The sequence below is a fragment of the Duncaniella freteri genome (assembly GCF_004766125.1).
Lineage (GTDB): Bacteria > Bacteroidota > Bacteroidia > Bacteroidales > Muribaculaceae > Duncaniella > Duncaniella freteri.
In genome coordinates this window covers 799017-814246 of record NZ_SJSA01000002.1, presented here as the reverse complement: position 1 = coordinate 814246, position 15230 = coordinate 799017, and the positions used below count along the sequence as shown (strand labels likewise).

Below are 15230 nucleotides of genomic sequence, written 5' to 3'. Positions count from 1 at the left end.
AATGACTCACAAAATTACTTTTTACCCTGTCGGTAATGGCGATTGCAATCTCATCAGCTTTAGCGATGGAGCTTCGATGATCGTAGATTGCAATTTCCGTCAGGAAGCAGAGGAAGAAGATTCTCCTTACTTTGATGTATGGAAGGAGCTAACCTCCGAGAAGTTAAATACCAAGTTTGGTTTGCCATTCGTAGATGCCTTTGTTCTAACCCATCCGGATCAAGACCATTGCCGAGGTTTTGCCGAAAAATTCTTTCTCAAAGATCCTCATAAGGATGCACCGTCTAAGTCGGAAAAAGATGACAAGCTCATTGTCATCGGTGAGCTATGGTATTCTCCACGTGTATTCTCAGAACACTCAAGAGAACTTTCTGATGATGCAAAGGCATTCAAAAAAGAAGCCGAACGTCGGATGAAGCTTTGGGAGAATAATGATGCCAACAAGAATAAGGATGGCAATCGTATAAGGATTATCGGTTATTTCGATGATGAAAAGATCAAGAATTTACCAGACTCCGTCAAAGCCTTTCCGGGAGATACAGTAAAATCTCTAAACGGATCAAGCCGCAAAGAATATCGTTTCTTCATTCATGCACCATTCAAAGATGATATTGAAGGGAATGATAGAAACTGTACCAGTATAGTATTCCAGATTAAATTTGATGTTGACAAGACATCCGATGTAGGAAAAGTTATTCTTGGCGGAGATGCTGAATGGAGAGTTTGGCGTAAGATTCAGGAAGCAACTGATGACGATACCAATTTGAAATGGAATATTTTCGAGGCTCCTCACCACTGCAGCTACACCTTCTTTTCGGATAGTCGCGATAATGAGCCGGAACAATCTGCGCTAAATTTTTTAGCATATAGGGAAGGCAACGGGTATATAGTGAGCAGTTCTAAGCTCATAAAGCCCAATACTGACAACCCTCCTTGTCAGAAGGCCAAGAATCGTTATCTGGATGCAATGGACGACAAAGAGGATGAGGACTATTTCAAGTGTACCACAACTAAAGATGACGAAGGTAATGAAGTGTATAACCCCGTAGTGTTTGAGATTGTGGCTGATGGAATAAAACCCGTTGTCAAAACAAAATCTGAAACCAAGGCGAACCGACATGCTACCACGCCTCACTATTATGGCTAAATTCTCAGATAGTTTACCGACCATTGAGGAGGCTACGGCCTTTTCAACAGTAATAAACATTATCAACCAGTTTCTTGACGAATCCTTCAAGAAACTGGTTGCTTTGCCAGATGGCAGAATAGGTTATGTCTGTTCTGTTATTACTGGAGCAGCTTCTAATTCTAATTTGAAATATCGTGAACCGATTATAATAGCAAGCCCAAGGAATTCCGATATAGAGTCTCCTGAGATGACTTTGAATGTTTACCCTGACAGGCTGGATTTCCCATTTACATATTTCCCTCATATAAACCCTAAGGAAGAGGGATTCCCTCGATCAATTTGTCTTGTTCGGGAAAACTTTAATGATTGGTATGCTGAGCATACATTTGAAGATTTTCTATGTCTCATAATCAAATGGTTTACTGATGCCAAAGACGGGAATCTTGTCAAAACCAAAGAGGGGGATCGCTGGGAGCCTTTTTACCTTGGTGAGCCAGATTTATATTATTTCCGATTTCCTATGTTTGACAATACTCTTCAAACGTACGACGACCCATTTCAATTGACATTTGAAATTGATTCTAAAACATTCAAAGGACCTCATGATTATAAATCTGATCCCGATAACGGAATTTTAGGATTGTTACTTTATAGGGGCGCCAGCCGTCCTCTTAAAACATGGATTTATGACAGACCCCTGACAGTAGGTCAACTCTTAAATTTAATAGAGACATACGAGGTTTGGAATACAGATTCTCTTATCAACAAAGTGAGAGAGTGTCGGGACAAGTACGAATATATATTTTTGCAAATTGGATTCTGTAGACCGATAAACATTATAGGAAAGACTAATAAGGTAGATTACATTTGCTTTAAGGCTTCCGTTGATGCTATTGTCGAAAGAAAATTTGATGATAAGATTCAGTTGGTCCAAATAATAGATTTGCCAACTCCACAATTTGCACGAGGCCTGAGCAATACATCAGAAGATGTCGGCTCCAAAGATATTGCTATCATTGGTTGTGGAGCTATAGGAAGTAAATTAGCATACCATCTTTTTAGAACTGGATTTGAGAAATTGACGCTTATAGATTCTGACCAGATGCTCCCACATAACTACTTAAGACATGGCTTATCAATGGGAGGATTTTTGGATAATAAAGCCAAGCTGCTTAAAGAGTTTCTCAAAATAATGCTACCAAAATTTGGGGGGCAAATCAAATCGGTTGAAGAGGATGTTATACCAAAAATCAACTCGAATAGTCTACATAACGATATAATAATCGATTGCACAGCATCTGCAATGCTTCTCCATGCTATGGATGATCATAGGCCAGATCTTTCCCAGTCGATAGTCCGATTTGCAATATCTGATGGTGGAAAGGTCGGGTTGGTATATTTTAACAGCACAAAAGGCGTGAGGCTTTCCGATTACTATATGTACCTTTTGCGTATATGCGTCACAAATTCAGAATATGAGGAGGATTTTTGTCAATGGTTCAAGACTGAATCCAGTTACACTTTAGATAAAGTCCGTATTGGCGAAGGATGTCATTCGAACACGATGGTTCTTGGAGATGATTTGATTTCTACCCATGCCGGAATTGCATCCAATTTGATTAGAAATCATAATTATAACAACCAGAATAACGAGATATATCTATCTTTCTTAGACTATGATTGGCCAGGTTCATGCCATACAGATAGAATTTCTTTACCTGATTTTAAACAATACGATGTAGACTCATCCGAGTGGAAAGTCCGGCTTCCCAAAGACTTGGAAGATTTAATAAGGGTTCAATCACGTCGAGCTGGCAAAAATGAAACTGGAGGCTATCTTATGGGCTGTTGGGATATTAAACGGAAAGTAGTATATATTCTACATACCTTCGTACCTACAGATATTCGAGGCACCCATTCAAAACTGACGTTAGGAACAGGAGGCTGGAAAAATGAGATCGATAGGGTACAAAAATTGACATCAGGCTCTCTCAGATATATAGGAGATTGGCACTCACATCCTAAAGGTTCAACAAAAATGTCAAATATTGACGTTGAATCATGTGCGACTACCTTATATTCAGAGATGGACAACAATCGGTTCCTCTGTTTAATTTGTAATAATGACCAGCTGTCTTTCAATATCATATCGTTAAATACTTGAGTTCAGTGATGATTGTCAGATAAAATTATGCGTCCGTTTGACTGCGATGCAGCTGTTGTCGTTACCCCTCAGGGAGCCGAGATTATTGTTTTAAAGATTATTAGAAGGTAATCTTAGTATATGAAACGCCCCGACAAGAGGGTGAGTCTTGTCAGGGCGTTGGGTGAGATTACCTCTTAGTAGAGGCGGATGCAGGTGACGTCGGCTTCTTTGACGATGGCCGGGTTGTCAGGCTTGTCTTTGGAGAAGGCGAAAGCGAGGTGCTGGATGCGATGCTTGGGGCAGAGCTTCATGAGGAAGTTGGTGAACTTTTTCAGCTCGGCGGCGAGCCATTCTACATCGTTGGTCGAGGTGACTCCGCCGAGCAGCAACACGTTGTCGGGGAGATGTGCAGCTCCGTTTGTGGCTGTTAGGATTACGAGCGATACAGCAAACGTTGCATCTTCGGATGTAAGAGTGGCTCCATTGGTGTAGTCCTGATAGCGCAGTTTGGCTACCGGTGTACCGTAATTGTCGGCGAGATATTTCTCGATGTCGGCGAAGGCTGCTCTGAGGCGAGGGTCGCTTACGGATGCGATGCCGGTGGGCGGCTCTGCCTCAAGTGGGCTGTTGGCTGCCGAGGTCGCCTTGCGGCCAAAGATGGTTTTTACACGGGAGAGAAGTTGGTTGAGGTTGTTTGCTACTTTCATTTTCTAGAATTTTTGTTGGTGTTTTGGGAATTGAGTTCGTTGATTTTTTCTTCGAGGCGTTGCTTTTGGTCGAGGGCGCGGGCAGTTTCCTGCACACGGTCTTCGTAGGCTTTCACCTCCGATTCGATATGCTTGACGCGCTCCGGGTCACGGAACCAGCTCTCGATGCTGTCGAGTCCTTCGGTCCCGACTCCGCCGTGCATCAGGATGTAGTGATACTTGATGTCGGAGATTCGGGCCTTCTCGATGCGTGATTCCTGCCATATCGTAGTTGCGCCAAAGAAGATGAACGTGAATACCGCGATGAACATGGCGAGATAGACCTGCCATGATTCCGGGGCGATACGGATTGTCTTTTCAATCTTCTGCACCGGCGGATTGGCGGTGAAGTCATCAATTCTATTGGTGATTTCGGTCTTCAGGTCGTTGACTTCGGTTGTCAGATTACTTCCTATTTCGCTGACCGTCTGCGTCTGGGTTTCGATGGATGTCTGCATCTCATCGACTTTCTCGGTGACGGCTGACGTTATGGTTGTACCCATATTGTTCAGGTCGTCGGCGGTGGCGCAGTTGAGCTGCGACTCCTTGATTTCGGTACAGGTACCGCTGATGTTGCTGAGGTCTTCAGCGATGTTCTGGAGAATGTTCTCCTGAGAATTTTCAAAATTTTCTTTCATGCTTTTTCGTTTTTGAAATTACAAACTTCTGCCTTTTTTTCTCTTTTGACGGCGTTTCATCTCGTTGATGAACGCCTCTTCTTCCGGGTCGTAGGCAGGTCCGACTTGGAAGATGCCGCCGATTGCGTTGCCGAGATTTTCGGCAATATCGGCTACGGCTTCTATGGCTTTGCCAATGGCGCCGGATTCCTGTTTGGGGTGGGATTGCATCTGTTTCGGAGCGGATGCCGCCGGTTGAGCCTGACTGTTTTTATTCCTTTCGAGTGCCTTGCAGATTATCTCGTAAGAACATCTGCCGTCGCGGTCAATCTGCGAAGCCTTGAACTTCCGGCCATCCTTCGTGTATGACAGTCCTTCGACTTCGGTCGAGTTCCGGCGGAATTTCTTTTTCACGGAGATGCCTTTCTGTGCCAGTTCGCGTTGGAAAGTAGTCCAGTCTTTGGCAGTCCGTTTGGCAGCCTGAACCGCGAGGTAGATCTCCTGACGGGTCTTCGAGCGTCCTTTAAGTCGCTCAGTTTTCACTTGGTCTTTGTTCAATCCGTAGGTCAGACCATACTTCTTTTTCATCTCGTCGCAGATTTCGTTGTTGCGGTAATACTCGAAACTGTCGCTTACGCATTTGCCGTCATTGTCCACTCGGTTATATACGATGTGGCAGTGCGGATGCTCCTTGTCGAGATGACGGGATATGATAAACTGGGTGTTTTTGATGCCCATTTTCTCCATATATTCCAGAGCGAGTTTCACCATAAATTCATCGCTCATGCGCTCCGCGTCTTTCGGAGAATAGGACAACGAGATATGTCCGCACCAATGCTGAACGCGGTAGTTGAGATGTCTCTGACACTCAAAACCGTCGATAATATCTTTCGGTGTGTCGGTCAGCAGTCCCTCGGAATAAAGCAGACGAGCCTCTTTGTTTTTCTCTTTCAGCGCGAGTGCATACTCCACGCAGCCGGAAAAACAGCTTCCTTTAGTTATGCCTCCAATCATACGACAGTCGTGTATAAAGAGTTTTTATTTCTTTGCTAAGACCTTTGAGAGACCACTCCACGAGCTTGAACCCCGCTTCGTTGGCCTTCTTCGCAAGCTGGTTCAGATTGTTCGCCATGCTCCCGATCTGACGCAGAATCGCCATGTCATCGGGTGTGGCTACTGCCGTAACCTTGGCGTTGAGCAGAGCGTGGCGCCAGAAGTCGGATAGCTTTCTGCCGGATTTTCGACAGTTCTCCTGCACGGTATGATACTGTTCTTCATTGAGCCGGACACTGACTACGTATGACTTGCCGGACTTCTCGGTTGCTCCCGGAGGAGCCTTCTTTCTTTTTGTGAAAGTCATTGTCTTGGAATTTTGGAATTTGACATTGTGACCATCGGGAACGGACTCCAGCCACCCGGTAACGGAGGATGCAAGGTCGGAAATGTTTACATTGCCACTACCTTGCTATCCTCCTATTCTAGACAGAATATCCGGATACCGGCGCTGCCGATGGCTTCGCCATTTTCACTGCCGAGGGGCAGTGGTCAGAACGATTTACTGATTAGAGTGAACCAGCCTTCATAGTTGGCAGCGTTATTGTCGAGGTGTTCATTGATGATGTGTTCGACAAAGTTGCTGACGCTGTAACCGGGACCGCCGAAGAATCGGGCAGTGCGCTCGACTCGGTCAAACGTGTCATTGCTGATGGCTACCTGATGCTTGTTGTCCTTGCCGAGTTTAATCGGGGCAAAGAAAGCGGTTCGGTAATCTTCAAGTTCGCTCTTGCGCTGCTTGGCGGTGGGACGGGTTGACTTGGGCTGAGCGGTTTCGCTCTGTCCTGCGATTGGCTGGACATTGGAGTTGACGTGATTTTCCACAGTTTCGGAAAGATTTGAGTTGTTGAAAATATCAGTCACTTCAGATGACTGAGGATTTGAGATTTTTGATTGTGCCATTTTATTCAGATTTCAGTGAGCTTTCGCTCGGTTTGTATTCTTCGATGCCTACGAGTTCCAGCTGTAGCGCGTCAACGAGTTGTCGCAATGCCGGATTTCGTTGCATCATTTGTTCAAGGATGCCGTGTGGAGTTTGCTCGGCTATCAGGAAGTCCGCAATGTCGAGACCTTGTTCACGCTGCTCATCGGTAGCCATCTGTTCAAGCGATTCAAACAGAGTTGCCTTTATTCCCGAATCATCGAATAGCGTCAGTTTCTTGCGCCAATCGTCGGTAGCGTTAAGGTCGGGCACAAGCATCACCTCTCTGCCTCGAAGTGCCTTGATTGCCTCGCGGTTGAGACAACTGCACTTGCCGCCTGTGGCGAGCCACAGATATTGCGGGAGGTAATGGGTTGCGAGTATTGCCGTCTTTTCACTCTCCACAATGGCAACCGGTTTGTCGCGGATGTATGGGAGCAGATGCTCACCGAAGAAACATTGGGTTAACTTGAAATCGGGCAATCTTAACACTGAGTGTACCCAGTTGATGTGGGGGAACGGTTCCTGCACACGATGTCCGGTCAATCGGTCATACAGCATAATCTTACCACCACGGACGTTACCGTCAGCCGAGATTTGCCAGAACACCGTGGCACCTTGCCAATGCTTCGATGTGCCTACGCGATACATTTCCATCAACCGCTGTGCTTCTTCACTTCCGATTATCGCCGCCACGAAAGCGAACAGATTGTTTCTGTCGTAGCCACGCATGGTGGCCGCTACCATTGCATCATCAATCCTGTTCATCGGAAGTAACTTTGTTAGTGGAGTAACAAGACAGCTTCTTATACCACCCTTGGCGTACACGACGGAAGAGAGTGTTGAGATTGCGGGTGAGGAACATCTTGAATGTATGGTCTTTCATCCCGAACCGCTCGGCTATACGGATACCGTCGGCGGTTGAAAATTCCTCGGTGAGATGCTCATACACGGTGCGGTGCAGTTCATTCAATTTCTCCTCGCTGATGCAGGTGAGTACGCTGAGCGCATTGCTTCGGAAATATTCAGCCAATTCTATCACTCCTGCCACGTCGTCATCTTCGATGTATGAGGGGCGCGGCTCTTTATCACTGACAGCCCAGCGAACCAATCGGAGTATAAGGCAGAACCGGAGCACATAGATTTCGAGTTTGCAGAAGAAGCTGACCACATTATCGCTCATCTCGTTGTCGCATAGTGCGGCATTCTCATGTTGCCATTCATAGAGTCTGCGCTTGGCATCCGCAGTGAACCGCATGACAGTGGGAATTGGCTCCTTTTCCTCGTTGACCACACACTCCACCGAAAGAAGTCGGTTGAGTATGCGCTCCCATTCACGGTCGAGATCGTCGCGCACTTCATCCTCGTTCCATCTCGGCTTGCCGTTGCTCTTGGTCATTGCAAAGAGTATGCGGTCAATAAACCCGTTGGCGGCTCTCTCACCGTTGGCAAGTTCGGTGAGCAGACGTTTTTGGATTGTTCCGACCACCGAGATGAACGGACGCTTGATGAAGATGGAGTTCTGGCAATTCTTGCGGTCCGACATTGTTGTGCTGCCGTTGAAAGCCGAAAGCCAGAATTGTTCTTCCGAGCCGGTGTTGTAGCGGGTGAAGTTCTTGAACCATGCCGACAGTTCATCAACCCAAAGGCATAATCCACGAGGATTATGGGAGTGGATGGCACTGAGACCCTCCTGCGTCACGTCCGACACCAGGTAGCGCAACCGTTTCGGCTCTTTCGGAAATTCTTCCAGTCCGGCACTGATGCGCTCCTTGCGGCTCATCGCTATAGCCTGCTGATATTCGCAATGCTTTTTCTGAAACTCCTGATTGTTTTTCCAGTCGGCATTGACCAGCGGGCGCATCACGAATGTAAGCGGATGTGATTTGCAATCTCCGGGGCGTCCGACAATCGCGATATACACGATTGCCGATTCTTGCCAGCTGCGTTTCACTTCTACGCGGTGGGTATTGCCGATTGCCACAGATATTGCGGCAATCATAGCCGATGCCGTGTAGTCAATCGGGAAACCGCATGTGGTGTTGAGTTCGAGGATGATCCGTTGCATCTTGGCGGGGAACACATGTACCGGGAAATCACTATCGGATGTCTTGATGTGATTCATCAGTGCGCTGATTACTGAGTCAGTGGTAATATTCTTTTCCATAGGCTCAGAAGTTATATCCACCACGGGGACGGCGTTTCATTCCGGCAGTTATGGCAGCCGCAGTTTCGGCGAGTGATGGAGCGACGGAATGTTTGCGTCCGCTTTCAATCCATGCGTACAGTTCATCCTCATAAAAATAGAGGAGTTTGCCGCGCTTGTAGCTCGGAATGGGGTCATTCGGAGCCTTGATGCCGCGGTAGAGACTCGAAAGTGACTTGCCTATTATCTGGCAAGCCTCTTTCGCATACACGAGTCTGCGCGAGGGCTTGGACTGTTTGGAGTGGCCGGTGAAGCCTGCCTTTTCAAGCAGTTCAAGCACTCGGTCGAGTTTCTCTGAGAGACCGCCTACCACGTGGGGCAGTTGGTCGAAGGTGATTGTTGGTGCTTCCATTTTAGTGCGGTTTTATATTGTTTACGGAAATAGAACCGCACTGATTGAAAGTGAGTTGTCGGTGAAATAAATAACCGCAATCACGTTCTAAAATAACCGTTTGGCAAGTGTTAATACTGTGATATTCAGAAGGTGTTTTGTGAAAATATTTGTATGGTGATTCGTAAAAACAGTAGGTGATTTCAAGGTTATTTTGAGCAATAACCTTTAATGGCTTTCATTGGTGTGGAAAGTTGAGTAAATTTGCGTTATAATTGAGATTCATTATGGTATATATCGAAACTGAAAGGCTTATTTTACGTTCGTGGAAACCGGAAGATTTACCATTGTTCATTGCTATGAATAAGGATGAACAGGTAATGCGCTATTTCCCGGCTATACTGAGTGATGGGGAAACTATGGCATTTTACAAACGGATACAGGATGAGTTCAATCAAAAGGGTTGGGGGCTTTATGCAGTGGAAATAAAGTCTACCGGAGAATTCATCGGATATGTCGGGCTTCATGGGATAGGCTTCGATGCAGTTTTTACTCCCGGAGTTGAGATAGGCTGGCGACTTGCAGCCGATTATCACAATAAGGGATATGCAACTGAGGCGGCAAGATCAGTTTTGAAATTGGCAAAAAAATCAGGAATTGAACGGTTGTTTTCTTTCACAGCCAAAATTAATGCTCCTTCAGAACGTGTGATGCAGAAGATTGGCATGGTAAAGGCTGGAGAGTTTAATCACCCGAAACTGTCAGATGCTTCACCGCTATGTGTTCATGTACTTTATGAGATTGAGTTATAGCAAAATAGGCGAATAGTCATGACTTTTGTCCCGACTATTCGCCTGTAATATACTTAGGATTTCCTTGTTATTTCCCGCTTTTCTTTTTTGCAGCCTCTAATTTGGCTTTAGCCTCTTCCTCCGCCAATCTTTTGGGTATAATGTCGAGGTTGATTGTCTTATAGCGTTTATAGTGTTCAAAGAGATAATTCATTTCTTTGGCTGACAGTAAAGGAATACGATCCTTCTTTGGATTCTTATCTGCAAGTTTTGCTATAATTGTTCCTATTTTTACGGTGTCAAAACTCTCTGCAAATACATTTTTGACGAATAGTGCAATTTCATTCCCCTTAAGATTCAGGAACTTGCCGACATTGTAACAAAGATGTTTGATGTCTTCTTTCGACAGGTGATTGCTTCGGAGCCGAACAGAAGCGAATTTAGCTATGGGATTTTTAGTCCATTTTTCAGCGTTCTTATGAAGTTTATCGAGTTCGTGAGACTCCATGAATTGTTTCATGGTATGTGTGATATATGCACATATAAACGACACCTGTTCAAGATTATATAATTCTTCGTGACGTTGCATCTCCTCAAACGCCTCATCACATTGTTGTTTTCTTGTGATTATTTCTTCATGCGTTTCTATGGTGTCTTTGTATTTCTCATAAAAATTGCATATTGGACCCATGTCTTCGAGATAATACACCGAACCGTCGGGAGTAACATAGACCTCTTGCTCTGTTTCCTCGATCAAAGTAGTTCCATCCGGATTGTTGTGGATCTCTTGAACTGATACTGATGAAAAGAAACCTACTTCTTCACCATATTCTCTCTTCTTTTTAACGCGTTTAATACCGTGGTCGTGGTCATATCGTTCTTCCGCAGTCATAGAGTCAAGATACTCCTTGTATGCCTCTTCAAGTTCGGCATCATAATCTCTTGAATCGTTATACGCTTTTTCAAGGATAATCTCTTCATCAGATAGACCAATACCCACATAGGCTTCCTCTCCGTCCGAGAAACGGATATGACGCATATCGTCTACAACTTCCAAGACCTCAAACGGTGCTTTGTCCGTTGATTTCTCAAAAGTTGCATTGCTCTCTTCAATGTCAGACACTTCTGAGTTGGTCTCGAAATATTGCGTCATTGTTACTGATGGTTCTTCAACTGAAACGTGCATTTTCTCACCGTTGGCAGTTTCAGCAATAGCCATAACTTCACGACGGCGAAAAAGAGTTGAAAGACGATTGAAAACATCTTCGACTGCCGACTGGAATCCGCAATATAGACCGATTGTGAGGACAAAGAAAACGGCAAAGAGAACATTGCCGGTAAATTCGTCAGTGCCGAAACGGGTTATGGCGGCATGACGACCAAGTAAAGCCATGATGCCGCAACCGGCAACCACGGCACTCCAGATAAAAATTTTGTCCCGGGTAGGGGGAGCGAGGCTCCTCAAGCGCTGGGGCGTTTCCTTCATAAATAAAACAGTGGGTTAAATATTCACGTCTTTATAGACAATTTAACCCACTGTTTTGTTCGTTCAGGTAAGGCCACAATTTAATCGTATTGAATGCGGAGATATTCCGCTATATCAATTTTTGCCTGGGCTATATCTGGATTTGAGAGTATAGGAATCAATGTATCAACCTCTTCAATGGGACGGTTCCACCATTGTAGACGCTCCAACAGGTCTATCATTTCATCGTCAAATCTGCGGCGTATGACTTTTGCCGGATTGCCCACGGCTATCGAATATTGAGGAATGTCGGAGGCAACCGTGGCATTTGTGCCGATTATGGCTCCGTCGCCAATATGCACGCCGGGCATGATTGTCACATTTTGCCCGATCCACACATCATTGCCGATGACTGTGTCACCTTTGAGCGGCAATTCATCCATTACCGGAGCAATCGCACCTCCCCAATCTCCTCCCATTATGTAGAAAGGATAGGTGGTGGCGCAATCCATCCGATGATTGGCGCCGTTCATAATAAAAGTAACTCCCTTAGCAATGGCGCAAAAGTTACCGATTATCAGCCTATCACCGATGAACTCATAGAAATGTGTAACGTGTTCCTCAAATCTGTCGGCTCCGTCTATATCATCGTAATATGTATAATCTCCGATAATGATTCTCGGATTCTTCACCACATTTTTTATGTAGCAAATGCTCGGAATCGCAGAATTTGGAAATGCTTTGTCTTTGTCAGGATATATTTTCATCATTATAGAAATCTTTGCGAAGAAGGATGTATTATATAGAGAGCTTCAAATTCGGCATAATGGCATCTATCATGGGCTGGGGAACTTCACATTCCCTTGCCAAGAGAGGCCAGCGTGAAGACACTTCGGCAATACGGTCAATTATTTCAGTAGCTTCCTTTATATTGTTGTGTCTCGCAAATTCCAAAAGGTCTTGGCGAGTGATGTCGTCAAACTTTCCGTTTATTGACATCTGGTGCTGTGCTGTCCATCCACCCTTCGGATTATAGGCAAATCCCATGTCGTATGCCGGCGAAAGAGTCCATTTCCCTTGTCTGTCCATAAGGAAGGATATGTTTTTTGTGTGGTCATCCTGATTGCGGATTACAACATTGAATACCATGCGACGATACATTTCCTGTGCCTGTGAGTATGGCAGTCTCAATGCTCTCATCACGTTGAACGCCTGCTCGTAAGAGTATGAACGGGGATTACGATAATCATAATGCGCTATACCACAGAGTGTCTGCATATGAATTTTCTCACCATTCCGGCGGTCAAAACGCTTGGTGAGAAAATGGGCGCGTCCATTCTCTTCTATCAGACTGCAATCCGACATTTCTATGCCGCATTCCTTTACAAGCCGATAGAAAGAGTATTCCAGTCGGCCGAAATTCTGAGTTTCCCTGAATCCGGCTTCAGCGGTTACACCGTCGAGTTTTATCAGATAATAGTCAAAGCCTTCCGGGGCTTCAATCTGTCCTGAACGAACTTCCCCGGTCGATGGATTGTAGGCTATGATGGCTTTCGCCCTCTGTCCTCCGGCAGAGGTACCAAGTCGCACTATCTCGGCTATTGCCGCCTTCTTGTCCTCTTCAAGATTAGCTCCAAATTCTTCCTTTTCCGACAGTGCTTCGCTTGCCACTTCAACAAGGGAATCAAGTTCTATTCTGACATCGGGACCATAGGGCGCATCCATGGCCGGTTCAAACTCCAACGCTCCCATACAGCGTTTCCCAAGAAAACATAACGTCTCCACAGCGTTCCCGCTGCTACGCCCGGTCAGCGCAAGCCAGCGGTCGAACAATGCTCGTCCGTAAGTATCGGGCAATGAATCTGCAAGCATACCGGGAAGTCCCTTGAACGTCTCACGACCTATGTCGGAGAATGAATACACCCTTCCCTGACGCACAGGCATCAGAAGCGGCGAGGGTTCAAGACCTTTGCCTATGAAGCTTTCGGCATACTCGAAATGTGCCAGCTGGCGGTTGCTGTCCCATCGGAATGTACCGACGGGTTGACCATACAGGTTTACTCTTGCTATATCTACCATTCTGATTCCTCGGTATTAGGTTGTGTGTTGGTCTTGTTATTGCCGCTTGCGCGTTTGCGCTGCTTCTTCTTGCTTGCTTCGACAAACTCGAAATATTCATTGGGACTCATCTCATCTTCCTTAATGAGTGACGAGAACACATCCAGTTCGCCAAGTATGCGAAGCACGCGCATCAGGGAATCGAAATAGCTTATATCGCCTTTCTCGATTCTCTTTAGTGTCGTCAATGAGACTTGCGCCTGTTCTGCGAGTGATGTCTGAGTGAAGTTCTGTCGGAGTCGCAGATGCCTTATTTTTTGTCCCAGCCGACGGCGGATTTCACTGTCAGGTAACATGTATATATTCTCTTCCATAGTCGTACTTGCGTCTATTAGGTTGCAAATATAGCAATAATAGCTCAAACTACGACTATTTTGTGCGATTTTTTTTGAGCCAGTCTGAAGATTATTGTCTATTTACAGGATGGTCAAAGATACCCTTCTGCCGAGACCCTCAAAGATTCGGAAGAGGGTGCTGAGCTGGACATCAGATTTGCCGTTTTCCAGACGAGAGATATAGGTTTTCTTAGTACCGATACGCTCAGCGAGCTGCTGTTGGGTCAGTCCGGCTTTGAGACGTTCTTCTTTGAGTGTCTCTGCCAGACAGAACGCCGCCGCATCAGCGTCGAACTGTTCCCGCTCCGAGGTGCCGGGCTTGCCATATTCTGCATCAAGAAGCTCGTCGAAAGTTGAGCAATGCATTATCTTGTCATCGTGATTAGAGGTATTGCTTTCCATCACACTATATGGTTAAAAGTTTGACGCCGAGAGCATCGGAAATCTTTGCTATCGTTCTCAGTGTGAAATTATGAGTGCCTCCAAGCCATCGAGATACTTCTGCTTCGGTCTTGCCCATCTTTTTTGCCAACTGTTTCTGACTGATATTCTTTTCACGAAGAATCATGTCAATCTTATCGGCCAAGGCAAACGACATGTCAAGTTCCATCTTGACATCGTTCTTAACGGTAGCAAGACATTCATCGAATAGTTGGGCTGTAGTTTTCATAACTCAAATGTTTTATCGGTTATTCCATTCAGGACTGTTTCTTCGACAATGATGGATCCTTCTTTCTCAGCTGCTTTTAATAGCGCATCAAATTTCTGAAGATCCATGACATAACCATTGAGTTCCTGATTCTCATTGTATGTCTTTGTTTGCTTAATACCTCCATTGCCAAGAATCAATATTTTATCCGAAATTCTCAGGCAATATAATCTCAGTTTGCCTGAGTCAATCGGGAGTGCGCATACTCTGTCTGCATATTTCCCCTCGGGACGGAAATATCGTTCCTGCACTCCATTTTCCAGAATTTTTTGCAGGGCATACAGAATCAGCTGATAGTCACGCTGGAGTTTGCCATTGTCCTTGAAGCGGTTAAGGAATTTTGCGAACTCCGACATATCACCATCCTCAAAGATGATGGTGTAGAGGCTTGCCGATTCGGAAGACCTCACAGGCTCTATTTTTACTTTCTTACTCATAATTCGTCTACAAAGATATAACAAAATTTCGAGAGTGTTAGCTTATATGCTAATTATTTTATTTCAGGATAATTGAATTTTAGCGGCATCGCGTAGCTTTCAGCGTACACAGGTTATGATGATTCAACACAAATCGGTGTTTTTGTGGCGTTTTAATCGGTGTTTTTGCGGCATTTCAATCGGTGTTTTTGTGGTGTTTTGATCGGTGTTTTTGCGGTGCCTGCT

Annotated in this window: 18 protein-coding genes; 3 read left to right on the top strand and 15 right to left on the bottom strand. The window is 45.4% G+C overall.

Annotated features, from left to right (window positions below; translation table 11 throughout):
- The first annotated feature begins 1 nt into the window (after position 1).
- On the top strand, positions 2-1147 hold the full coding sequence (locus EZ315_RS13635; protein ID WP_135472573.1) for a ComEC/Rec2 family competence protein: 1146 nt from the start codon (positions 2-4) through the stop codon (positions 1145-1147).
- A complete protein-coding gene (locus tag EZ315_RS13630; protein ID WP_170957558.1) occupies positions 1140-3293 on the top strand; it encodes a ThiF family adenylyltransferase in 2154 nt (717 codons plus the stop codon). The genes EZ315_RS13635 and EZ315_RS13630 overlap by 8 nt, the downstream gene beginning before the upstream one ends.
- Before the next feature lie 176 nt (positions 3294-3469).
- On the opposite strand, the gene EZ315_RS13625 is transcribed toward EZ315_RS13630, so the two are convergent.
- The 8 genes from EZ315_RS13625 to EZ315_RS13590 form a co-directional block, all read right to left on the bottom strand.
- Positions 3470-3982 carry a hypothetical protein gene (locus EZ315_RS13625; RefSeq protein WP_135472571.1) on the bottom strand — a complete coding sequence of 171 codons (513 nt, stop codon included), beginning with the start codon at positions 3980-3982 and terminating at the stop codon, positions 3470-3472.
- Positions 3979-4659, bottom strand: a complete 681-nt coding sequence (locus tag EZ315_RS13620; RefSeq protein ID WP_135472570.1) for a hypothetical protein — start codon at positions 4657-4659, stop codon at positions 3979-3981. The genes EZ315_RS13625 and EZ315_RS13620 overlap by 4 nt, the downstream gene beginning before the upstream one ends.
- A gap of 18 nt (positions 4660-4677) precedes the next feature.
- Positions 4678-5652 carry a relaxase/mobilization nuclease domain-containing protein gene (locus EZ315_RS13615; RefSeq protein ID WP_135472569.1) on the bottom strand — a complete coding sequence of 325 codons (975 nt, stop codon included), beginning with the start codon at positions 5650-5652 and terminating at the stop codon, positions 4678-4680.
- The gene (locus EZ315_RS13610; protein WP_135472568.1) at positions 5633-5998 is read right to left on the bottom strand and encodes a plasmid mobilization protein; all 366 of its coding nucleotides are present in this window, start codon (positions 5996-5998) and stop codon (positions 5633-5635) included. Before EZ315_RS13610 ends, EZ315_RS13615 begins: the two co-directional genes overlap by 20 nt.
- A 185-nt stretch (positions 5999-6183) precedes the next feature.
- Complete coding sequence (locus EZ315_RS13605; RefSeq protein ID WP_135472567.1) at positions 6184-6594, bottom strand: DUF3408 domain-containing protein; 411 nt, start codon at positions 6592-6594, stop codon at positions 6184-6186.
- A 1-nt stretch (position 6595) separates the two neighbouring features.
- A complete protein-coding gene (locus tag EZ315_RS13600) occupies positions 6596-7381 on the bottom strand; it encodes a DUF6371 domain-containing protein (RefSeq protein ID WP_016411806.1) in 786 nt (261 codons plus the stop codon).
- Positions 7368-8780, bottom strand: a complete 1413-nt coding sequence (locus tag EZ315_RS13595) for a DUF3987 domain-containing protein (protein WP_135472566.1) — start codon at positions 8778-8780, stop codon at positions 7368-7370. Before EZ315_RS13595 ends, EZ315_RS13600 begins: the two co-directional genes overlap by 14 nt.
- Positions 8781-8784: 4 nt before the next feature.
- Positions 8785-9171, bottom strand: a complete 387-nt coding sequence (locus EZ315_RS13590; protein ID WP_135472565.1) for a helix-turn-helix transcriptional regulator — start codon at positions 9169-9171, stop codon at positions 8785-8787.
- A gap of 266 nt (positions 9172-9437) precedes the next feature.
- Between EZ315_RS13590 and EZ315_RS13585 the strand changes: the two genes are divergently transcribed.
- Positions 9438-9962, top strand: coding sequence for a GNAT family N-acetyltransferase (locus tag EZ315_RS13585; protein ID WP_170957557.1), 525 nt, complete (start codon positions 9438-9440; stop codon positions 9960-9962).
- A 67-nt stretch (positions 9963-10029) separates the two neighbouring features.
- Here EZ315_RS13585 and EZ315_RS13580 read toward each other — a convergent pair whose 3' ends face one another.
- The 7 genes from EZ315_RS13580 to EZ315_RS13550 all read right to left on the bottom strand — a co-directional run bounded on the left by EZ315_RS13580 (position 10030) and on the right by EZ315_RS13550 (position 15005).
- Complete coding sequence (locus EZ315_RS13580) at positions 10030-11427, bottom strand: hypothetical protein (RefSeq protein ID WP_170957556.1); 1398 nt, start codon at positions 11425-11427, stop codon at positions 10030-10032.
- 80 nt (positions 11428-11507) lie between these two features.
- Entirely contained in the window at positions 11508-12173 is a 666-nt protein-coding gene (locus EZ315_RS16725) for a CatB-related O-acetyltransferase (protein ID WP_394347034.1), read from the bottom strand.
- A gap of 31 nt (positions 12174-12204) precedes the next feature.
- Positions 12205-13485 carry a type II toxin-antitoxin system HipA family toxin gene (locus EZ315_RS13570; protein WP_135472562.1) on the bottom strand — a complete coding sequence of 427 codons (1281 nt, stop codon included), beginning with the start codon at positions 13483-13485 and terminating at the stop codon, positions 12205-12207.
- The gene (locus tag EZ315_RS13565; protein ID WP_135472561.1) at positions 13479-13838 is read right to left on the bottom strand and encodes a helix-turn-helix domain-containing protein; all 360 of its coding nucleotides are present in this window, start codon (positions 13836-13838) and stop codon (positions 13479-13481) included. Before EZ315_RS13565 ends, EZ315_RS13570 begins: the two co-directional genes overlap by 7 nt.
- A gap of 102 nt (positions 13839-13940) precedes the next feature.
- The gene (locus EZ315_RS13560; protein ID WP_197731920.1) at positions 13941-14261 is read right to left on the bottom strand and encodes a helix-turn-helix domain-containing protein; all 321 of its coding nucleotides are present in this window, start codon (positions 14259-14261) and stop codon (positions 13941-13943) included.
- Positions 14262-14265: 4 nt separating this feature from the next.
- The gene (locus EZ315_RS13555; protein WP_197731919.1) at positions 14266-14529 is read right to left on the bottom strand and encodes a helix-turn-helix domain-containing protein; all 264 of its coding nucleotides are present in this window, start codon (positions 14527-14529) and stop codon (positions 14266-14268) included.
- Positions 14526-15005: a hypothetical protein gene (locus EZ315_RS13550; RefSeq protein WP_135472560.1), complete on the bottom strand. Its 480-nt coding sequence runs from the start codon at positions 15003-15005 to the stop codon at positions 14526-14528. Before EZ315_RS13550 ends, EZ315_RS13555 begins: the two co-directional genes overlap by 4 nt.
- Positions 15006-15230: the final 225 nt, after the last annotated feature.